The following is a 22,390-nucleotide window of genomic DNA, read 5'->3' on the forward strand; positions in this document are numbered from 1 at the left end:
TTGGAACGTTTGGCCGACAGACGAAACACACTTGAGTGGCATCAACGATGGGCGTCCAGATTGGTTTTGTGGGGACACGCTTTGCCGGCACCGATGGGGTGTCGTTGGAAAGCGCGAAATGGGCCCAAGTCCTTTGGGACAACGGGCATGTCAGCCACTGGTACTCCGGCCAAAGCGATCGTGACAAATCGACTTCGATGGTCGTGCCTCACGCTTATTTCGGTCACCCCGACATCGAATGGATCAATCGCCGCGCGTTTGGCACTCGCACCCGAACACCGGATGTGACGCAGCGGATCTACACGCTGGCGGACTATCTGAAGAAAACGCTTTACGAATTCACGCGTCGTTTCGATTTGGATCTGCTGATCGTCCAAAACGCGTTGTGCATTCCGATGAATTTGCCGTTGGGCGTGGCCCTGACCAACTTCATCGCCGAAACGGGCTTTCCCACCATCGCGCACCACCACGATTTTTATTGGGAGCGTGATCGGTTCAGCGTTTCCGCCGTCACCGACATGTTGTGGATGGCGTTCCCGCCAGCATTGCCACAGATCCAGAACGTCACGATCAACTCGTTTGCACAAGAAGACTTGTCACATCGACGTGGTGTCTCGTCGATCTTGGTTCCCAACGTGCTCGATTTTGAAAACGAGCCACCGCAAGCCGATGAGTACGCCTCGCATTTCCGCGAAGACATTGGGCTGGAAGACGACGACATTCTTTTCTTGCAACCCACTCGCGTTGTTCCGCGAAAAGGCATTGAACATGCCATCGCGTTGGTGGCGGCTCTTAAGAACGACAAGTGCAAACTGGTGATCTCGCACGCAAGTGGTGACGAAGGCGACGAATACCTGCAAGTCCTGCAAGATTTGGCGGAAGGCAGCGGCGTTGATCTGCGATTGTGCGATCATCGAGTCGGCGACAAACGCAGTTTGGATGAAGATGGCAATCGCATCTACACGTTGGCCGATGCTTATTCGCAAGCGGACTTCATCACCTACCCGAGCATTTACGAAGGATTTGGCAACGCCTTGCTCGAGGCGTTCTATTATCGCAAACCGGTGTTAGTGAATCGTTATTCGATTTACGTGGCGGACATCGAACCCAAAGGGGCGAAAGTCATCTCGATGGATGGCTATTTGACCAAGGAAGTGGTCGCGAAAGTCGAACGGATTATTCGCGACAAAGCGTTCCGAGATGAGATGGTGGATTTCAATTACGAGATCGGCCGCGCGTTCTTCTCGTACGGTGTCCTTCGTCGAAAACTTCGCGCCCTCGTCACGAACTTCACCGGACAGGACAATCTGTGAGCTTTTCTATCGACGACGTCACTCGGTCACGGATCACCGATGTGTATGGGCACGTTCCCGACGTGCTCGCCGAAGGCTTGCAGCGGTGCTTTGCACAATCGTCAGATGCCACGCCTCCCGCCGAAATGTGGGATCACCGCGATGTGGTGATGATCACTTACGCGGATCAGATTCGCCAGGAAGGCACCTCGCCGCTGGACGCCCAACGGCAATTCTTACTGGACCACGGCTTTGACGAACTGATTCGTTGCGTTCACTTGCTGCCTTTCTGTCCTTCGACCAGCGACGATGGTTTTTCAGTCGCTGACTACTTGGCCGTGGATCCTGAATCGGGTGATTGGGACGACATCGCTCGACTCGGCGAGCGTTTCGATCTGATGTACGACTTGGTGCTCAATCACTCGTCGCAGAAACACAGTTGGTTTCAAGGCTTCCTCCAAGACGATCCCGAGTTCGCCGATTTCTACGCGACCGCCGATCCGTCGGAAGACCTCTCCGAAGTCGTTCGTCCGCGAAGCCTGCCGCTGCTCACCAAATTCGATTCCGCCTCCGGGCCACGCCACGTTTGGACCACATTCAGCGCCGATCAAGTCGACCTGAACTACGCCAACCCGCGGGTGATGCTCGCGATGTTGGAAACGTTGGTTGAATACGCTCGGCGAGGTGCACGCATCATTCGCCTGGACGCCATCGCGTTCCTTTGGAAAGAAATCGACACGACGTGTTTGCACTTGCCACAAACCCACGCCGCCGTGCAACTGATGCGGCGCGTATTGGATGTCGCGGTTCCGGGAACCATCGTGCTGACGGAAACCAACGTACCGCACGCCGAGAACATCTCGTACTTCGGTGATGGAACCAACGAAGCCCACATGGTTTACCAGTTCAGTTTGCCGCCGTTGCTGCTGGATGCAATTCACAGCGGTGACACCAGCGTGATTCAAAACTGGATGCGATCATTGGTGTTGCCAACAGATCAAGTCACGTTCTTCAACTTCACGGCATCGCACGATGGCATTGGTGTTCGTCCGGCCGAAGGCATCCTGCCGCCGGAACGTGTCGATCGTTTGGTGGAAATCGCCAAAGCCCACGGCGGACGAATCGGTATGCGCACCAAACCCGATGGTTCGCAAAGCCCTTACGAATTGAACGTCACTTACTTGGACGCCGTCGCCGATCGTTCACAGGTGTCGGCCGAAGAGCACGCCAAACGGTTCTTGGCCACGCAAGCGATCATGTTGTCGATGCAGGGTGTTCCCGCGGTTTACTTCCATTCGTTGGTGGGCTCGCCCAACGACATCGACGGCATGGAAACGTCCAACATTCCTCGCCGCATCAACCGCCACAAATACACCCGCGAAGAACTCGAATCGGCTTTGGCTGCGGAAGGCTCGGTACAGAACTTGGTCGCCCAGGGGTATCGCCATTTGCTTTCGGTTCGAAAGCAACAACGCGCGTTCCATCCCACCGCGTCGCAAAGCGTTTTGTCGCTGCCCGCCGATGGATTGCTCGGGTTCGAACGCAAACTGGACGACGACACGGCCGTTTGTGTTTTGGCCAATCTGTCGGGTGAGCCTCGCACCATCGAATGGGAACTTCTTCCCAGCTCGGGTTCCACCGATGTGTTGAGCAACGAGACTTTGAGCACCGACGCCCCCATCGCGATGGCTCCGTATCAGGTACGCTGGTTGACTGCTTCTTCCACCGCCTAAGCCTTCGGCCATGCTCGAGCAGATCTCGTCTCAATCCACCGTCGTCATCGCGGTCGCCGCGTTGGCTCACTTGCTGTTTTTCTTTGTGCTGGCGATGTGGGCCAGGGGCGATCGTAAAAAGATCGTCCAGACGCTGCAGCGATTCACCGATTCGCTCCCGCATCGCAGCCGCATGGACTACGACGCCCATCCGTCGGACCAGATCGAAGCTTGCTTGGCGGACATCCAAGACGTCTTGGTCGAGCCGGCCGGTTCGCCCCACCGCGTTGCTCTCAGTCAACGCATGCGGATTCTCGATGAACGTCGCGACTACCTTCACTCGTTGCGATTCGAGACCGCTTGGAACGTGGCTCGCACAATGATCGAGGCTTACCCGTTGGCGGGCGTGCTGGGCACGATCCTCGCGATTGGCGCTGCACTCGCTTCGGATGACCAGGCTTCCGTCAGCATCATCGTGACGCGATTTGGCGACGCGATTTGGTCCACGTTTGCTGGCTTGGCTTCCGCGATCACGTTGATGTTGATCAACAGCTTCTTTGAACCCGGTTTTGCCAAACTTTCCGAAAACCGACTGCACGTCCGTGAAATGGCATCGAAAGCCAAACGCGAACTTGGCCCGGCTGATCGCGGCGACGCGCAAGTCAACCCGCCCAGCGTGACCGACTCACCCAACGCGGTCAGCTCATCCAGCCAGGTTGCACCAGGAACCACAACGTGAGTGATTCGGTGTCGAGCACCACTGAAACGGGTAGCCTGGGCGATCGCCACGCCTCTCGCATTGGGTTGCGACGCACGCGTTTTCAACTAACACCATTAATGGATCTGTTGCTGATCATCGTGTTCGCACAGTTCCTCGAGATGCGCGAAACGTCTCAGGAGCAAACTCGCGAGATCGAGCAGGAACGCCAACAGTTGTTAGACGAACAAACGCAGTGGCGGAACGAACGTGACGAGGCGGTTGCTCAGCGCAACATGGCTCGCGCGAATCAGCAATCCAATTCGCAAGACGTCGTCCGCGCGATCGACTTGCTGCGCGGTTGGTTGAAACTCGACGATGCTCAGGCAAATGAAGCCACCGCCAGTGTCCCATCGGATTCACGCGACGTGATCACACGGGCGATCGAACGTTCTCGGAAATTGGCTTCGGCGGATCCGAACACGCTCATTCGATTCTTGGTGGGCCACGATGAATTGTTGAAGCGAGCCGAAGTTTGGACGGTGCACGCGCGTGACACGGGCGACATCGTGGTCGACGCATCGGGGCAAACCACATCGTTCCGTTTGGAGAGCCGTCGCCAAGCTGAACGCACCCAAGAAGTCGCTGACCGGTTGTTCGCCGCTTACAAACAATGGCCTCAGCCCAAAGGGTTGGTGGTGGTACTGGTTTCTTATTCGCCGCGAAGCGTTGCGGGCGTCTACCAACCATTGGTCGATGCGTTGCCCGCTACACTGGAACGATTGCGAGCCGACACGCCGACCAGCCGTTTTGAATACACCGTGTTGGGTGCGGCTCCGGCACCTGATTCGCAGTCACTGATCAGCGACGAAACGCCTTCCCCCACAGCACCTGAAAACTTCTCGCCACTTCAAGGGAACCCAGACGATGCGTAAACGAATCCCGCTGGCCGTTGGTGGCGGCATCGCCCTGTTGATCGCCAGCCAGTTCCTCGATTTTGGGCTGGGGTTTCAAAGCGGCGATGCGCCGTCCGTTTCCACTGACCCCAATTCCTCTTCCGCAATTCTGGACGCGATTGTCGAATCCGAATCGGATGCCGAAGAAGACACCAACGAACCGATGACGGATCTCGACTCCATGGTCGTTCCTGACGTGGCGGACGTTTTGATCGACGGGGAACGCTACCTCGTGATCACCAACGCGAACGAACCTGAGAAACGACAACCGCTGACGATTGATGAAGTATTGGCGTTGGTGATGTCGTCCCCCGGCGATGACAGTGGCATTCAAATTCGGATCAGCCGCACTCCCGATGCAATCGCGATGACGGAAGAATTCCTTCTGCAACAACTCAGCAACCTCGGATTGGATGAAGACGAAATCGATCGTCGACGACAACTGGTCGAACTTCCTTCCGACGCGAACGAAACATCCCCAACCGCCGACGCCCCGTAGAGGCGTTGGCGATCAAATTGCTGCGACGCAACCAAGATTCACGACGAGACCAACCCCATGACTTTCATCCAACCAAGGCACACGCTTCACGCGACGCTGGCGACCTGCGTTGTCACCATCGGTGTGCTCTCCAATTTGACAACCGCCTCCGCGGAGGACCCCACCTTGAGTTCAACCACCAAGCTTTCCTATCCCGACACGCGAAAAGACGACGTGGTCGACGATTACCACGGCCGCACCGTCGCGGATCCGTATCGCTGGCTCGAAGACGTCGAGAGCGATGAAACCGAAGCTTGGGTCAAAGCTCAAAACGAAGTCACGCAAGGCTATCTGCAGGCGTTACCACAACGTGAACCGATGCGGAAACGTTTGGAAGAACTGTGGGACTATTCGCGAACGGGACTGCCGGCCAAACGCGGCGACACGTACTTCTACACCTTCAACGATGGTCTGCAGAACCAAAGCGTGCTGTACCGGACGCCGGTGGACGTCTCGCCGTCACAGTGGGCGTCCGAACGCGAAGTGCTGCTGGATCCGAACAAGCTGAGCGAAGACGGCACGATGTCGATGGCCTCGTGGTCTCCCAGCGACGATGGCAAGTACCTCGCTTATGCGATTGCCGATGGCGGCAGTGACTGGCGAACCTGGCGTGTTCGTGAAGTGGCAACAGGCCAGGACACCGATGACCTGATCGAATGGTCCAAGTTCAGCGGCGTCGCGTGGACGCCCGACAACCAAGGCTTCTACTACTCGCGATACGCCGCACCGGTCGAAGGTCAGGAACTGACCGGCACCAACGACAACCAAATGCTGTACCTGCACCGATTGGGAACGCCGCAATCAGAAGACCAACTGATCATGAAACGCCCCGACCATCCCAAATGGGGCTTCGGAGCGTCCGTGACGGACGACGGTCGCTACCTTGTCATCGGCAACTGGAAAGGCACCGAACCCAAGACGCAGGTGTTCATCCAAGACCTCTCGATTAAGAACGCACCCGTTCGCGGTTTGATCATGGGATTCGATGCCGACTACACCTTCATCGGCAACGAAGGTTCCACGCTGTTCTTCTTGACCGACCACGAGGCTCCACGACGAAGAGTGATCAGCTTGGACGTCGCGGAACATGCCGCTCGCACAGACGACAACATCGACGAGCCCGCCGATCGCTCCGGATGGAAGGAAATCATTCCGCAGAGCGACAACGTCCTAGAGGATGTCTCGCTGCTTGGTGGAACCTTCTTTGCCAACTACTTGGTCGATGCCCTCAATCAAGTCGAGCGGTTTGGGCTCGATGGTGAGAAACTCGGTTCGTTGAAACTGCCCGGCAAAGGATCCGTGGGCGGATTGGGTGGTAAACAAGACGCCACGGAAACGTTCTTCTCCTTCACGAACTACGTCACCCCGCCCAGCATCCACAAGGTGGACGTCGCAACCGGTGAATCTGAATTGGCGATCACCCCCGAAGTCGCCTTCAACGTCAGCGACTACATCACCGAACAAGTCTTCTGCACCAGCAAAGACGGCACGAAAGTGCCGATTCTGATCACGCGGCACAAAGGCTCGCCGCTGGACGGAAGCAACCGAACGTTGCTCTACGCCTACGGCGGATTCAACATCTCGCTCACGCCGTCATACTCACCCGCGATTGCGGCTTGGTTGGACGCGGGCGGTGTCTACGCCGTGGCGAACCTGCGTGGTGGCGGTGAATACGGACGGCAGTGGCACGAAGACGGGATGCAACTGAAGAAGCAAAACGTGTTTGACGACTTCATTGCGGCGGCGGAACACCTGATCGACATGGGTGTGACCCGCAAAGAACGCCTAGGGGTTCGCGGCGGCAGCAACGGTGGCCTGCTGATCGGCGCCGTCATGACTCAGCGTCCCGATCTGTTTGGTGCGTGTCTTCCCGCGGTTGGTGTGATGGACATGCTTCGCTATCACAAATTCACCATCGGCTGGGCTTGGGTGACCGAGTACGGCAGCAGCGACGATGAAACCCAAATCGACAACCTATTGTCCTACAGCCCGCTGCACAATTTGAAGCCAGGCACCTGCTATCCCGCGACCATGGTCAGCACCGCCGATCGTGACGACCGTGTGGTCCCTGGTCACAGTTTTAAGTTCGCCGCGGCCCTGCAGGCGGCTCAGTCGTGCGACAACCCGACGTTGATCCGCATCGAAACGCGAGCCGGTCATGGTGCGGGCACGCCAACCAGCAAAAAGATCGAAGAGTACGCCGATCTTTGGTCATTCTTGCTTCAAAATCTGAAATGACTTCACGATGACGATGTTGTTCCCCGCCGAGATCTCCTCGGCGGGGGTGGTGGGTCGTTCGGCTCGATGAACACCACCCATCACCGGACATCGCATGAACAGTCATCGCGTCATCGCACAAACGACCGACCATCCATCTCCTTCAACAACCATCCCCGACCACTCGATGTTGCTGCAACAACCCCAAGAGTCACCTTACGACCTGCACTTTGAGCTGTTTGGTTTCCCGATTCGCATCGCTTGGACTTTCTGGCTCGGCGCAGCCGTTTTCGGTTGGTACTTGGTGGAAGCGTTTGACCGAATGGACGGCAGTCCTGGACGCTTACCGTTGTTGCTTTTATGGGCGATGTGCATGCTCGTTTCGATCTTGATCCACGAGCTCGGTCATGCCTTTGCCTTTCGTCAAAACGGCATGGAATCATCGATCGTGCTGTACCACTTTGGCGGACTTGCCATCCCTCGTTCCACCAACAGCTACGGTGGTTTTGCTTCGTCGTTTTCAACGCCACGGATGAGCAACCTGAACGAACTTTGGATCGCATTGGCAGGACCACTGGCGCAGCTTGCCTCCGCCGCATTGCTCGTGTTGGTTGTGAAGCTGATGGGCTTCCGTGTGCTTGCCTTTTCGTTGATGCCTTGGCCGTTCTACTTGATCCCCGGTGTGCTGGAAGGCAACGACATCGACAGCCCCGGACTGTTAGCATTGGTGACGTTCTACGTGTGGCCGAGTGTGCTTTGGGCGGCACTCAATTTGATTCCCGTCTTCCCGCTCGATGGTGGACGAATCATGCGTTCGTTGGTGCTGATGGGCGGCGGCCAAACCGACACTTGGCTGTGGATCAGCATGATCGTTGGCGGTGCTTGCACCATCTACGGCTTCCAAGGCGGTCAGATGTTCCTCGGCATCCTTTTTCTGTCGTTGGCGGTGGGGAATTACCAAATGCTGCAGGGCTCTCGGTTCTGATTTTCCCCGCGATTCACGGTGTTTTCCTCGCACACCATCGAGTTCGTCGATCGCGCGTTTCACGCCGTTCAACCGCCCGACGCCGTCACAAACACCACCCGCGACGGAACCTCAAACAGCGTTGCTGCGTTGAAATGGTCGGTGTCCATTCCGCATTTTCAGCGTCATCGTTCACGTGCCGCGACGTGCATCCACGCGGCTTCGATCAAGCTCTCCATCGATCTCCCGAAGGATGGTTCAAGCCGTTGCCAAACAAGCGACGAAGGCAAGCCGAGTCGTCGAAGGATCACCACCGTGATGACGTTCACGTTTCGTCGAGAGCAACGCTTGCATCGTTTGAACTGGCTTCAGTGAACGATGCAAACGCGGAAGGACATGGCAAGCACATCGTGATGGCATGTCGATGAGCAACATGCATGCGTCATCACTGGATGGTCGACGCGTTGCGTGCGCTGTTGTTTGCGCATCAATGAACGTTGAAACAACGAACAAATGACCTTTGAAGACATCAACGCGTCGATTTTTTTGCAAATTTTTTTGCAACGCTTGAAGGCTTGTTTGTGGTGTCATCAAGCAACCAGTGCGCGCACGTTGCAAACTTGATTCGTTCACGTCGCTAACAACGCGCTGCGCGCAAACAACGTCAAAAACATTGAAAAAACCAAGTGTTACCGCACCTGTTTGCAATCCACACGCAAACGTCGTTTGCAACGATCAACGTTCATCAACGTTTGTTGCTTTGACATCGAAGACGAAGCACGCTTAAAAAATGCGTTTGCCGTAGCAAAATTTGTTGGCGACGCAAGCGGTTTTTTCACGAAAACATGTTGCGGAATCCAGCGAAGCGCGTACAGTTACGCGCATGTACTAACGATTGTTTTTGTTTGCAAGGTCGATGAGGAACATCGAAGCAAACGGGATCGATCACCCTTGATTGTTGTTGAGCCGTGGCCGGTGACTTGCAATCAACTTTGACTACGAAGACATCGACGCACCGTCGTCGTTGAACCTCGAAGTCATCCCAGCAAGTCACAATGACTCGACAACAGTTCCTTTCTCGCGGAGGAAGAACGTGGCCAAGAAAAAAGCGACCAAGAAGTCCGTCAAACGCACTGCAAAAAAGAGCGTGAAGAAGGGCGTCAAAAAGACAGCTCGCAAAGCAACCAAGAAGAAGGCTGTCAAAAAGAAAGCCGTGAAGAAGGGCGTCAAAAAGACCGCTCGCAAGGCAACCAAGAAGAAGGCAGTGAAGAAGAAAGCTGTCAAAAAGGCAACCAAGAAAAAGGTCGCCAAGAAGAAAGCAACCAAAAAGAAAGTTGCCAAAAAGAAACGTCGCTGATCCAAGCGAACTCGACGTTCCATTCAAGTCGCCGAACCTCGGCGACTCCCAACAGACAAGCCACGTTGAGCTCCACATCGGACAACGTGGCTTTTTTTGTATCGCCACGGTACCGCCCGACTGTTTCGCAGACCCTCGCGACCGCAAATGGACCTGAAATCGCTCCGCACACCGCCGGAACGAACCGCGATTTCGCATGCCGCCCGGACCAACCCAAGCGAAGCAGAAACGCTTGGTCACACCTCCCCCCACGATCATGGTTTGGAGTGCAATCTGCCCCCAATTTTGGACGCAGTTCGATTCTCTCCCCGACGGCCGTCAATCGCTCGCGGGGGCTGGTTTGGCCCTTCGCGTCGGCTTACTTTGGCATTCGTCAGCCCGCTCCATCACCCCTTCCTTGCTGACTTCCTTCAGGGCTCACCGCCCATCCGTGTCTATCCAACGGAACTTGCTTGATGTCGACATCTGATTCGCAATCTTCGACCTACAACGATCGCCCGCAAGCGACTTCGGTCATGCCGCCGGGCATCCCTTACATCATCGGCAACGAAGCCGCCGAACGATTCAGTTTCTACGGCATGAAAGCGATCCTGACGGTGTTCATGGTCGACTACTTGCACTGGATGAGCAGTTCGTCCACGTCGCAAGGCATGAGCAATGCCGAAGCCACCGAGCACTATCACACGTTCACCGCGGCGGCTTACTTCTTCCCCGTTCTGGGCGCCTTGCTGTCGGACATTTTCCTTGGCAAGTATCGAACGATCCTTTACCTCTCGATCGTTTACTGCATCGGCCATGCCGCGCTGGCAATGATGGGTGCACCACCGGTGTCTGCGGGCATGTGGTTGTTCATCGGCTTGCTGCTGATCTCGATTGGCTCGGGTGGTATCAAGCCGTGCGTCTCGGCTCACGTGGGTGACCAATTCGGCAAGTCAAACTCCCACTTGCTCACAAAGGTCTACCAGTGGTTCTATTTCAGCATCAACTTCGGGTCATTCATTTCGACCTTGTTGACTCCGTGGGTGCTTGAACACTACGGACCACACTGGGCGTTCGGCATTCCCGGTGTGTTGATGGCCATTGCGACGCTGCTGTTTTGGATGGGGCGTCACAAGTTTGTCCACATTCGTCCAGGCGGCTATCGCTTCCTGCAAGAGATCCTCTCATGGGAAAAGTTCTCTTCCATTCCCAAGCTGATGATCATCTTCTCGTTCGTCGCCGTGTTCTGGGCCCTGTTCGACCAAACCGGATCCTCGTGGGTGCTGCAAGCTAAGAACCTCAATCAAAAATGGCTGGGCGTGACTTGGTTGGAATCTCAGATCCAAGCCATCAACCCGATCTTGGTCCTGACCTTGATTCCGATCTTTCAATTCCTGATCTACCCCGCGATTGATCGCGTCTTTCCGTTGACACCGATCCGCAAGATCAGCATCGGCTTGTTCGTGATGATCGGCGGATTCGCGATTGTGGCTCTGCTGCAAGAACGTGTTGACGCGGGTGGCCAACCTTCAATCGGATGGCAGTTTCTGGCGTATGCAGTGCTCACCGCTTCTGAGGTGATGGTTTCAATCACGTGCTTGGAATTCGCCTACACCCAAGCCCCCAAGACGATGAAATCAATCGTCATGGCCGTGTTCCTGTTCTCTGTTTCCATGGGCAACGTGTTCACCGCGACGGTGAATCGCTACATCCAAACTCCCGCTGCCGCTTCTCTGGCCGAAGGAATCGATCTCACCGCCACCAGCACCGAACCGATCACCAACGGAACCTTCACCGGCGAGTTGCAACAGGATGATCCGGACGCTCCAACACTGCTCCTTCTCGGCCCCGACGCGAAGAAGGGAACAGAAGACGACGTGGAGTTGATCCTGGACAAAGACGGAGCGTTGCAGTCCGTGAAGAACGCTTCGACCGATAAGTTCGATGCGGTCGCCGAAAAGATCGAGTCCTTTTTCCTAGATCAAGATGGCGACGATTCCACTCGATCCTTGCCCTCGCAGGAAGAAGCCCAGTCGTTGCTCGCTGGTGCAACCGACGCCTTCGGCAATCCAATCCAGTACAAGCTGATCTCTCGCGATCGCTATCAACTGGTGTCCGCCGGCGCAGACAGCGAGCCCGACACCCAGTGGGACGAAACATTGACAGGCAGTGTCGAGCGAGCATCGACCGAAGACGCTCCCGAAACGGAAACACAAAGTTTCAACTGGCTGGAACGTCAAAAGATCGCCATCAAGTCCGAGGGCGACCCAACCAAGGTCGAGGCGATTCAAAAAGAACTGGTTAGCGAACGTGGCGGTGGAACCGAAACCAAGTTGTCGCGTGACTACGCGATCGGCGGCCGCACGCTGCTGGAAGGAGCCGACTACTTCTGGTTCTGGACCAAGTGCATTTTCGTGACTGCAATCCTGTTTGTTCCAGTTGGCTATCTCTACAAAGAGAAGGCTTACATTCAAGACGAAGAGGACGCTGAACACACCGACGAAGCGATTGCGGACGAGTCGATCTCGACCTGATCACTTCGCCTAAACAAAAAGAAATCGAAGCGGGCTGTTCCGATCAGCCCGCTTTTTGTTTGCGCGGCCTTCAAGGACTTGGTGACGTCACACCCTCGGGCAAAAACGTGACGTCACGATCGTTGCTGAGCTTGGGACCGTCGGTGCTGCGGCCGGAATCAACATACTCGCGAAGCAACCGCAACAACGATTGCGTGACATCGGGGTTTTGGTCCGCAACATTGTTTCGCTCACCCGGGTCAGCATCCAAGTCGTACAATTGCATCGGCGGCAATCCAGCGTTCTTCGCTTTGGGTTCACGAGGATCGCTCCAACCGCCGCTGCCGTGAGACAGACACAGCTTCCAATTGCCGCGTCGAATGGCGAACGATCCGCCGATGCTGTGGCTGACCAATGCTTCGCGATCCGAAGCGGCATCCCCCGCGAACACGCCTGACAGATCGAAACCATCCTCACCGCCGGCCGCTTCACGCGGTTGCCCGGTGATGCTTTGAAACGTCGTGTAAAGATCGGTCAAGCACGCGACCGCGGAAGTGGTCTCGCCCGCAACCACTTTGCCGGGCCAACGCACAATCAATGGAACACGGTGACCACCTTCGTAGATATCCGCTTTGTGACCGCGGAAACCAGCACTGGGGTCGTGATCAAATTCGGCGAGTTTTCCAAAGTTGGCTTGTGGGGAACAGCCATTGTCACTGGTGAACACGACCAATGTTTCATCTTCGATCCCAGCCTTTGCAATCGCATCAAGGAGCTGCCCCATGTGATGGTCCATTTGCATGACAAAGTCCGCATAAGGATTCATCTGACTGGCATCTTTGAAAGGTGCGACGGGCACAATCGGTGTGTGAGGCGCTGGCAATGGCAGATACAAAAAGAACGGTTGGTCCGTTTGGCTGCGTTCCTCGACGTAAGCGATGGACTTCTCAAACAAATGCGGCAGCACCTGCTCGATTTCAAAGTCCGGTGCGATCGGCCCGTTGCGATACCAACCGTACGGAGACTGCTTTCGCGTCACGCCTTCTTCACGCTCGGGGATAGCCGTCGCTTTGCCCGTGTCGACCCAAACATAAGGCGGCATGTCCAGCGAACCACAGTGACCGTAGTACTGGTCAAACCCGTTGATATCCGGACCGTTCAGCACAGGCTGAGAGAAATCGATCTTGCCGTTCTTTTTGGTCCAGTCCCACCCCAAGTGCCACTTGCCGATCATTGCCGTGTGATAACCGGCCTGGTGCAACAGATGCCCCAACGTCGGACGGTCAGCGGGAATCAGGTGCTGGCTCGTTCCACTCAAGACACCGCTGGCCAACTTCGATCGCCAGTTGTATCGCCCCGTTAGCAATCCGTATCGAGTCGGTGTGCAAACGGAACTCGGCGTGTGAGCATCCAAGAATGTCAGGCCTTCGCTGGCGAGTTCCTTCAAACGTGGTGTCTTGATTTTGCATTCTGGGTTGGTGGGCGAGACGTCGCCGATTCCCAAATCATCCGCCATCACCAACACGATGTTCGGCCGTTGAGCGGAAACTTCCTCCGCACATGAAAGACTGCCTTCATCATTCACAACGAAACCACCAACCATCACCGCGAGCACCGCGGCATTTCGAATCCAATTCATTGTTCGCCTATCAATCAAAGTCAGGGAAGCACTCAACAATCCCAACATCTTAGACGCGGGGCGGAGACAACCTACCAAAATCGATCAACCACTCAGCAAAAGAGTGAGGCAACAAAACAAGATCGTAACGATCGATGCTCAACAACAAAAAGAATGCGACAAGCAAGCATCAAATCACGACAAAACGTGTCGGCAACCGGTTGCCAGGAAGCGAACCGACAAACAGGACGCAGACACGCTGCAGAGATCAAACGCTCGTCGGATCGTACTCGGAAGCACTGCGAATCGAGTCACGTGACAGGGATACCGACACGGTTGCATCCGCCCAAGAGATTCCCGAGACATGTTCACGGTCGAGCAGCACTTGCTTGCCCGGCCACCAGTTCCGAGTATCAACGATCAATTGTTGAATCGACCAATTTGTATCATCGATCAACATCCCTTCCACGTGTCCCACCTCTTCGTCGGTCCCCTGGATGTAGTACCCGACGACCTCGTTGACGCTGCGAAGGTGGGTTCTTTCGGGTTGGTCAGCGATGTTTGGATCAAGGGGCATCAAACCAACTCCCAATGGCATTGGCGAATAACCACTGCCCACCAAAGTCGCACCCGCCGGGCCCCAGTAGTACGGCACGTCATAGTGCTGATAGAGCTGAATCTCCATCTGACGAGAAACGGGTTGATCGGATTCGACCGGTGGACTGTCTTTCACCTGCTGGCTAGTCAAAGGAACTTTCGCAGTGCCGGCTGGCCAATCACTCGCATCGATCTTGGGCGGCGGCAAAAGGATCTGACGACCGGGCAACCAATGGCCGGTGTCGACGACCAAATGACGAATTACCCACGACTCGTCATCAAATAGCAAGTCATGGATTGATCCAACGCTCTGGTCGATCCCCATCAACTCAGCACCTTTCAGTTTGTCAGATGCAATCAACATTGTTCTGCCTGCAAAAAAGTTTGAATCGTTTGACGTTGCACTCATCAGCTCGGTCGAAGAATCGCAACGAGATTCGCGACTCGAGCAAAAAACACACGCCGCAAACGACGTTCCGCAACCATCAACGGCGTGCAAGCCCCAACCGTGTCACCAACGCACGGTTTGCATGGAGGAACGACATTTGCCGCGAGTATCACACGTAGTTTCCTGTCGCAAAAACCCGTAGGCGGAATGCGTCGACATGAGTGAGTCCACCACAACTCTATCCCTGCACGACAAAGTCACCGTTCTGCGATCAGGTCGCCTGTTCGAGGATTCGTCGTATCCGCCCGAAGTCATCGAAACGCATATCTCGGTGCTGTTCCGGACAAAACAACACGTCTACAAGTTGAAGAAGGACGTGAACCTCGGGTTTCTCGACTTCTCGACCTTGGACCGTCGCAAGTCAGCGTGTCAGGCAGAAATCGACGTCAATCGTCGCCTTGCGCCGCATACTTACGAAGGTTTGGTATCGCTCACTCTGGACGATCACGGTGGCCTGTCGCTCGGCGGTCCAGGACGCGTTGTTGACTGGCTGGTCAAGATGAAACGACTGCCCGACGAACGCTGCTTGGACAGAAATCTGCACCATGCTTTGAAAGAAGCCTTGAAAGCGGACGCATCCACAGAAGAACAGCAACCATTGCAGTCGGTCATTGATCTGCTGACGCAGTTCTATCAATCGCTCGTTCCCATTGCTCCCAAGAACTACATCGCGGGCTTTCGGTCTCACATCAACGACAACACAGACGCGATCAACTCCGAGCAGAACGAACTTCCGACGCAAACCACCAATCTCGTCTCGTCTCTTCAACGCTGGTTCGTATTTCAACATGCGAACACACTGCAACAACGTGTCGACGCCGGTTACGTCGTGGAAGGACACGGTGACTTGCGTGCCGAACACATCTACCTGACACAGCCACCCACCATCATTGATGGAGTCGAATTTGATCGCGACCTACGGATCGTCGATGTTGCGGACGAACTGAGCTTTCTGGCGGTAACGTGCCAGTTCGAAGACGCCGCTGAAGTGGGCCAAGAAATCTTGACCCGAGTGTGCGCCAACCTGAATGACACTCCCGCCGATTCACTGCTGAATTTCTACCGTGCCTATCGAGCCACCGTTCGAGTGAAGGTGGCAATCTTGCGGTCACAGCAGTCCGAAGGCGACGAGAGAAGAAAAGCAATCTCGGAAGCCGAACGCTATCTGGGGATCGCAACCGAACTCGCGGAACGATTGGGACCGTTGCCGGCCATCATCATTCGCGGGCGAAGCGGCACCGGCAAATCAACATTGGCCAGAGCAATCGCTGACGAAGTGGTTGCCCAACACATCGCAACGGATCACGTGCGCCGAACCATTTCGTTTCATGACCTCCCTAACGTCTACAGCGACTCGGCTCGGAACGCCGTGTACACCGAAGCAATCGACCAAGCGGTTCAGCATTGGCAGCAAGGCCGCCTCGTCATTCTTGACGGCACCTTTCTCAAACAGAACTGGCTCGAGGAAGCGTACCAATCGCTTGCGGAAACCGGGGCTCGAGTCTTCATTTTCACGTGCGAGTGTCCTGACTCGGTTGCGATGGAACGCGTGCGGCATCGAGCAGTTCGTGGAAACTCGGAATCGGAAGCGGACGAAAGGGTGCTGCAGCAGCAGACCGACAGCGTGACGGAACCTCCGACCGGTTGCACCTCGTTTCGGATCGACACCACACAAGACGTGTCACATCAATTAGCACAGATTCAAATGCTGCTGTCCGGAACATAACTTGCGTCGAAGCGTTGAGCGAAATCCACCACGGGGTAAATCGGCACCTCCACTTCATCCCCGTGCTCCCTCACACGCGGCAGAACAACATGCACGACCCCAAAAAACTCAATCGTCGCCACTTCACCCAAATCAGTACCGCATCGGCCTTGGGAGCAAGCGCGATCGCCGCAGCCAAAGAGCCCGGAGCGTCAACGGCTGGTAACTCGGCTTCCAAATCGGCCCAAATCCAACCAGTGGGTGGACGAGACATCGATAGCACGGCGAAGAAAGTCCCGTTGGCACCACCCGACAAGCAGCCGCCCAACCTTGAACTCCCGTCGACGCCGCCAAAGAAGATCGGCTACGCGATCGTCGGCTTGGGGCAACTGTCGCTCGGACAAATTTTGCCCGCCTTCGGCCAATGCGAATTTGCGGAACCTGTCGCTTTGGTCAGTGGCCATCCGGACAAGGCAAAAACGGTTGCTGAGGCCTATGGAATCGAATCGGACGCAATCTACAACTACGACAACTTCGACCAAATCGCAAACGATGACCGAATCGATATCGTTTACATCGTGTTGCCCAATTCCATGCATGCCGAATTCACGATCCGAGCATTGGAAGCGGGGAAGCATGTGCTTTGTGAGAAGCCGATGGCATCCACCATCGATGAATGCGAACGCATGATCGAAGCGGCGAAGAAGGCCGACCGTAAACTCATGATTGCCTACCGCCTGCACTACGAACCCTTCAATCAGAAGGTCATGCAGATGTGCGACGAAAAACGCTTCGGTCAAATCAAAACGTTCAGCGGTAGCTTCTGCATCAACGTTACCGCACCCAACATTCGGCTTTCCTCGAAACTCGCCGGAGGTCCAGTGGGCGATGTCGGGGTGTATCCAATCAATGCCTCCCGGTACGTGACCGGTGAAGAACCGATTGAAGTCTTCGCCCAATCCCATCAGCCCACCGACGATTCGCGATTCCGCGAAGTCCCCGAGAGTGTCTCTTGTTTGCTCCGCTTCCCTTCGGGTGTGCTCGCCAACATCGATTGCAGCTTTGGGACGCACCGCAGTGATTTCTTCCGTGTCGCCTGCGCGGACGGGATGATCGAGCTGACACCAGCGTTTAGCTACAACGGGCAACGCCTGACGACCCATCATTCATCGGAACAAAATGGATCCGTGGTGACCGAGCATGACATCAAAGAAGCAAATCACTTTGCTTCCGAGATGGATGCCTTCGCAGATGCGCTGCTTCATCAGAAACCGATCCAAACCCCGGGTGAAGAAGGTCTCGCCGACATGCGGATCCTGGCAGCGATGGCTCAGTCCATTCGAGAGCAACGACCGGTGCGTGTTCACCAGGCTTGATGCGGTCCACGACGATCCGCACAGCAACAACCATCGTGATGCCCAACCAGTCGGCTGAGCACGCACACGATCGATGTTCAGTGTCCATTCTCCGCCGACTGTGAAACGTCGCCCGGGACCAACATGGGTGATGCGTCAATTTCTTCCGCATCCATTAGGGAAGCGACTTGCTGCAGTGTCGACAGCATCCGCAATTGTTCGTCTTTCGACAATTCCGAAAGTGCGTTCCGGAAACGGTCCTGCAACAAAGAAGGTGACGCTTCCAACAGCTTCTCGCCATCCTTGGTCATTGCAATCAAAACGGAACGTCCGTCCTTCGGAGAACGTTCTCGCACAACCAACGAACGCTCCTGCAGCCGACGGAGAATTCCTGTCACCGTCGCTTGACTCAAATGAACATCCTTCGCAATGGCCGAAGGGGTCGCCTGTTCAATTCTCGAGATGGCCTGCAAGACAGCCAACTGCGGACCGGTCAATCCGTGACCTCCGACGAGCTGCCGCGAATGCAGATCCACGGCACGGATGATCCGACGAATCGATGCCACGATTTGGTCTTCGTGGCTGAGCGGGCACGGTTCACCTTGGCTCAAGGTGTCGTGACAAGAATTTCGAGAGCGGGGGGACAAGGGCTTGAACCGACTGAAACCTCGGACACGGGCGGATGCGAACTGCACCCATCATCCCAACGGGGCCTGCCGGCATTTTAGTCGTTGCCGAATACACCTGTCACCTCATAGATCGCTCCGCTAGGATGCTTTGAGCTCAAAGCATTTTTTGAAGGCCAAGTTCAGTTTCACCTGACGACTCAACGAACACTGAACTCAGCTTTTCGAGTGATGTGGACCGACTGCAAGCAACGCACCGAACATCAAGGAACCTCGATGATGAACCAGTCCGAGAAAACTTCACTGCTCGATTATCAAGACCAAAGTTACGGCAGTGACCCCACGAAGGTCCGAGACACGAATAAATACACAGACGAATACGTTCGGGGCTTCGTCGAAAAATGGGACGAACTGATCGACTGGGATCAACGCAGCGAATCGGAAGGTGATTTCTTCATCCGAGAACTCGAGAAACGTGGTGTCCGACGAGTCCTGGATGTCGCAACGGGGACCGGCTTTCATTCGGTTCGATTGATCGAGGCCGGCTTTGAAGTGGTGAGTGCTGACGGAAGTCCCTACATGCTTGCCAAAGCCTTCGAGAATGCCCGGCGGCGAGGGCACGTCCTCCGTACGGTCCAGGCCGATTGGCGGTGGCTAAATCGCGATATCTACGGCCGCTTCGATGCCGTCATTTGTCTAGGCAATTCGTTCACTCATTTGTTTAGCGACCGCGACCGCCGAAAGGCCCTGGCCGAGTTCTACTCGTCGCTGAGGCACGATGGCGTGCTGATACTTGATCAACGAAACTACGATTCCATTCTGGACAACGGTTTCAACTCCAAACACAAATACTACTACTGTGGCGACAGAGTTTCCGCAGTCCCCGAGCATGTCGACGAGGGGCTCGCACGATTTTGCTACTCGTTCCCAGATGGCTCTGAATACCACTTGAACATGTTTCCCTTGCGAAAAAAGTATGTTTGCGGTCTGATGCAAGAAGTCGGTTTTCAACGCGTCGATACGTTTGGTGACTTCCAAGAAACCTATCACGAGGAAGACCCCGATTTCTTCGTTCACGTTGCGGAGAAGTGCTATCACTCGCTCGTGCCCGAAGACCAACGCGTCATTGGTGACCAAGCGCACGTTGACAATGATGAAACCGGCACCAACGGTCGTGGTGAATCAACGGAGGCTATCTCGTGAATTGCAATTACGATGCTGCAACTGAAACCGCGAGAAATTACTACAACAGCGAGGATGCCGACCGCTTCTACGCGGAAATCTGGGGCGGCGAGGACATCCACGTGGGCCTGTATCAGTCACCTGATGAAGCGATCGCGACCGCCAGTCGCCGGACCGTCGAGGCGATGGCCGACCGGTTGGAAAAGGTTAACCAAACCTCCACCGTTCTCGACATCGGAAGCGGCTATGGCGGTGCGGCCCGCGTCGTCGCAAAGCGATTTGGATGCCGTGTCATCGGTTTGAATTTAGCTGAAACGGAGAATGCTCGGCATCGCGAATTGAACGTTGCGGCTGGCATGAACGAGCAAATTCAAGTTCTCGACGGACGCTTTGAATCCATCCCGCTAGAAGACCAATCGGTGGATGTCGTCTGGTCTCAAGATGCGATCTTGCACAGCGGCGACCGGAAAACCGTGCTAAGTGAAGTCAACCGAGTGCTCCGCTCAGGCGGCCAGTTCGTGTTCACCGACCCAATGCAAAGCGACCAGTGCCCCGACGGCGTGTTGCAACCGATTCTGGAACGAATTCATCTCCCAGACCTGGGCTCACCCGGCTTCTACCGGCAGGAGGCCTCCAATTTGGGATGGAATGACCTTGGGTTCCAGGATTTGAGTCATCAATTGGTCAATCACTACGCTCGCGTCTTAGAAACCACTCGGCAACGTGAAGCGGAACTGGAAGAAAAGGTTTCCGAAGCATACATCCAGCGGATGAAGAACGGACTCCAGCACTGGATCGACGGTGGCAACGCGGGTCATTTGGCTTGGGGCATTTTCCTTTTTGAAAAACCGTGATTGATACCGACCCTAATCAAGAATCTGCGAGCGAAACGCCAGCAGTCGTCGATGAAACTGACCAAAGTGGTTGGCAACGACACTTCCGCGTGCATCCGGTGGTCTTCCCAACCGCCGCGATCGGGATCTTGCTTCTTGTCCTGATCACGATCATCCTTCCGACCGAAAAAGCCGCGGATGCACTGGCGTTACTTCGAGACCGGATCAGCGACCAATTCGGTTGGTTGTACGTGCTCTCGATGAATGGATTTTTGGCGTTGTCGATTTATTTGGCGTTTGGACGCTACGGTGATATCCGTTTGGGTCGGCCTGACGATCGGCCGGAGTTTGGACGTCTTACCTGGTTCGCCATGCTTTTCAGCGCAGGGATGGGAATCGGCTTGGTTTTTTGGAGTGTGGCCGAACCCATCGACCATTTTCTTGATGCGCCGCCTGGCAGTGAGTCAGCGAACTGGCCCTCGCGGATGGCAATGGCAACGACAATCTTTCACTGGGGACTGCATCCCTGGGCACTCTATGCGATGGTCGCTCTTGCTCTGGCATACGCGGGATTTCGGAAGGGGCGTCCACTCAGTTTGCGTTCCCTGCTGCATCCATTGCTGGGGCGTCGTTGCGACGGCTTTCTCGGAAACTTAATCGACATTCTGGCAATCGTCGCGACATTGACCGGCGTCGCAACCTCACTTGGCATTGGTGCTCAACAAGTCAACGCGGGCTTTGCCTATTTGTTTGGTGTGCCGGTGGACCTGACGGTTCAGGTGATTGTCATTGCGGTCATCACCGCGATTGCAACCGTGTCGGTCGTGCTCGGTTTGGATGTGGGCATCCGAAGGCTCTCGGAACTGAACATCTTCCTCGCCACTTGTTTGATGCTACTGGTAATCTTCGGCGCCGGATGGACCGGCTATCTGCGTGGTCTCGTCGACAATGTGGGCGCTTATCTACAAATCTTGCCAACGAGCTCTTTCCGCACCGGTGCCTACAGTAGCGAAGGCCGTCAATGGTTGACCGGATGGACCGTTTTCTTTTGGGCGTGGTGGATTTCCTGGTCTCCTTTCGTCGGAATGTTCATCGCTCGCGTCTCCCGAGGCAGAACCATTCGGGAATTTATCATTGGTGTCTTGTTGGTTCCGTCATTAATCGGCATGGCCTGGTTGACCGCGTTTGGAAACACCACGCTCAAGCAGCACACCCAAATTGAAACACTTCGGTCGCAAGGGGTCGATGCGGACAAAACGCTGCCGCTGTATCAAGTCGCCATCACCGACAATGACGGCGAGCTGACGAAAGACGACGAAGGCAACTGGGCCCATCAAGGCGAACGACTCACTGCCGTCGAATATCGCAGCGAAACCATCGTGACGGCAGATGGAAGTGAACAGATCGCAACATTGCCCACCGTGATGTTTGTGATGCTGGACGGCTTATTCCAAACCCAATGGCTGGTCACATTTGCGATTTCGATCGCGACGATCTGCATCATCCTGTTTTTTGTCACCTCGTCCGATTCAGCATCCATGGTGATCGACATCATTGCGTCGGGTGGCAATCCAAATCCTCCCCTGGGCACGCGATTGTTTTGGGCCATCACGGAAGGAGTCGTCGCAGCGACGTTGCTGGTGGTGGGCGGTCTACAAGCCTTGCAAGCTGCCTCCATCGCCACCGCACTGCCGATGGTCCTGATCTTGATCCTTGCCTGCATTGCCTTGCTGAAGGACTTGCGAGCAGAAATAGAACCAAGTCAATCAGGCCAACCAGTTGAAAGCCGTTGAAATCTCAG

At 55.4% G+C, this 22,390-nt stretch carries 17 protein-coding genes; 14 read left to right on the plus strand and 3 right to left on the minus strand.

What is annotated here, in order from left to right; genetic code table 11:
• Positions 1–35 precede the first annotated feature (35 nt).
• From LOC70_RS08635 to LOC70_RS08675, 9 genes are all read left to right on the plus strand, one after another.
• A complete protein-coding gene (locus LOC70_RS08635) occupies positions 36–1,313 on the plus strand; it encodes a glycosyltransferase family 4 protein (RefSeq protein ID WP_230253210.1) in 1,278 nt (425 codons plus the stop codon).
• Positions 1,310–3,025: an alpha-amylase family glycosyl hydrolase gene (locus LOC70_RS08640; RefSeq protein WP_230253211.1), complete on the plus strand. Its 1,716-nt coding sequence runs from the start codon at positions 1,310–1,312 to the stop codon at positions 3,023–3,025. The genes LOC70_RS08635 and LOC70_RS08640 overlap by 4 nt, the downstream gene beginning before the upstream one ends.
• A gap of 10 nt (positions 3,026–3,035) precedes the next feature.
• On the plus strand, positions 3,036–3,743 hold the full coding sequence (locus LOC70_RS08645; protein WP_230253212.1) for a MotA/TolQ/ExbB proton channel family protein: 708 nt from the start codon (positions 3,036–3,038) through the stop codon (positions 3,741–3,743).
• 8 nt (positions 3,744–3,751) lie between these two features.
• Entirely contained in the window at positions 3,752–4,636 is an 885-nt protein-coding gene (locus LOC70_RS08650) for a hypothetical protein (protein ID WP_230253213.1), read from the plus strand.
• Entirely contained in the window at positions 4,629–5,156 is a 528-nt protein-coding gene (locus tag LOC70_RS08655) for a hypothetical protein (RefSeq protein ID WP_230253214.1), read from the plus strand. Before LOC70_RS08650 ends, LOC70_RS08655 begins: the two co-directional genes overlap by 8 nt.
• 57 nt (positions 5,157–5,213) lie before the next feature.
• On the plus strand, positions 5,214–7,433 hold the full coding sequence (locus LOC70_RS08660; RefSeq protein ID WP_230253215.1) for a prolyl oligopeptidase family serine peptidase: 2,220 nt from the start codon (positions 5,214–5,216) through the stop codon (positions 7,431–7,433).
• 166 nt (positions 7,434–7,599) lie between these two features.
• Positions 7,600–8,397 (plus strand): site-2 protease family protein, encoded by a 798-nt coding sequence (locus LOC70_RS08665; RefSeq protein ID WP_315857238.1) that lies wholly within the window; start codon positions 7,600–7,602, stop codon positions 8,395–8,397.
• Positions 8,398–9,469: 1,072 nt separating this feature from the next.
• On the plus strand, positions 9,470–9,733 hold the full coding sequence (locus LOC70_RS08670) for a hypothetical protein (protein WP_230253660.1): 264 nt from the start codon (positions 9,470–9,472) through the stop codon (positions 9,731–9,733).
• A gap of 455 nt (positions 9,734–10,188) precedes the next feature.
• Positions 10,189–12,246, plus strand: a complete 2,058-nt coding sequence (locus LOC70_RS08675; protein WP_230253217.1) for a POT family MFS transporter — start codon at positions 10,189–10,191, stop codon at positions 12,244–12,246.
• 70 nt (positions 12,247–12,316) lie between these two features.
• Here the strand turns inward: LOC70_RS08675 and LOC70_RS08680 are convergent, their stop codons facing one another.
• Positions 12,317–13,864, minus strand: a complete 1,548-nt coding sequence (locus LOC70_RS08680; RefSeq protein ID WP_230253218.1) for a sulfatase family protein — start codon at positions 13,862–13,864, stop codon at positions 12,317–12,319.
• Positions 13,865–14,111: 247 nt separating this feature from the next.
• The gene (locus LOC70_RS08685; protein WP_230253219.1) at positions 14,112–14,804 is read right to left on the minus strand and encodes a PRC-barrel domain-containing protein; all 693 of its coding nucleotides are present in this window, start codon (positions 14,802–14,804) and stop codon (positions 14,112–14,114) included.
• 241 nt (positions 14,805–15,045) lie between these two features.
• Between LOC70_RS08685 and LOC70_RS08690 the strand changes: the two genes are divergently transcribed.
• Positions 15,046–16,614 carry a bifunctional aminoglycoside phosphotransferase/ATP-binding protein gene (locus LOC70_RS08690; protein ID WP_230253220.1) on the plus strand — a complete coding sequence of 523 codons (1,569 nt, stop codon included), beginning with the start codon at positions 15,046–15,048 and terminating at the stop codon, positions 16,612–16,614.
• Between the two features lie 89 nt (positions 16,615–16,703).
• Positions 16,704–17,969 carry a Gfo/Idh/MocA family protein gene (locus LOC70_RS08695; RefSeq protein ID WP_230253221.1) on the plus strand — a complete coding sequence of 422 codons (1,266 nt, stop codon included), beginning with the start codon at positions 16,704–16,706 and terminating at the stop codon, positions 17,967–17,969.
• 77 nt (positions 17,970–18,046) lie between these two features.
• Here the strand turns inward: LOC70_RS08695 and LOC70_RS08700 are convergent, their stop codons facing one another.
• Entirely contained in the window at positions 18,047–18,514 is a 468-nt protein-coding gene (locus tag LOC70_RS08700; protein WP_230253222.1) for a MarR family winged helix-turn-helix transcriptional regulator, read from the minus strand.
• Positions 18,515–18,850: 336 nt separating this feature from the next.
• On the opposite strand from LOC70_RS08700, the gene LOC70_RS08705 reads away from it, so the two are divergent.
• Genes LOC70_RS08705 through LOC70_RS08715 form a run of 3 tightly spaced genes read left to right on the plus strand, consistent with a single transcriptional unit; the run spans position 18,851 to position 22,382 of the window.
• Complete coding sequence (locus tag LOC70_RS08705; RefSeq protein WP_230253223.1) at positions 18,851–19,777, plus strand: glycine/sarcosine N-methyltransferase; 927 nt, start codon at positions 18,851–18,853, stop codon at positions 19,775–19,777.
• Positions 19,774–20,610, plus strand: a complete 837-nt coding sequence (locus LOC70_RS08710; RefSeq protein WP_230253224.1) for an SAM-dependent methyltransferase — start codon at positions 19,774–19,776, stop codon at positions 20,608–20,610. The genes LOC70_RS08705 and LOC70_RS08710 overlap by 4 nt, the downstream gene beginning before the upstream one ends.
• Positions 20,607–22,382 carry a BCCT family transporter gene (locus LOC70_RS08715; protein WP_230253225.1) on the plus strand — a complete coding sequence of 592 codons (1,776 nt, stop codon included), beginning with the start codon at positions 20,607–20,609 and terminating at the stop codon, positions 22,380–22,382. The genes LOC70_RS08710 and LOC70_RS08715 overlap by 4 nt, the downstream gene beginning before the upstream one ends.
• Positions 22,383–22,390 lie beyond the last annotated feature (8 nt).

The organism is Rhodopirellula halodulae, assembly GCF_020966775.1.
Lineage (GTDB): Bacteria > Planctomycetota > Planctomycetia > Pirellulales > Pirellulaceae > Rhodopirellula > Rhodopirellula halodulae.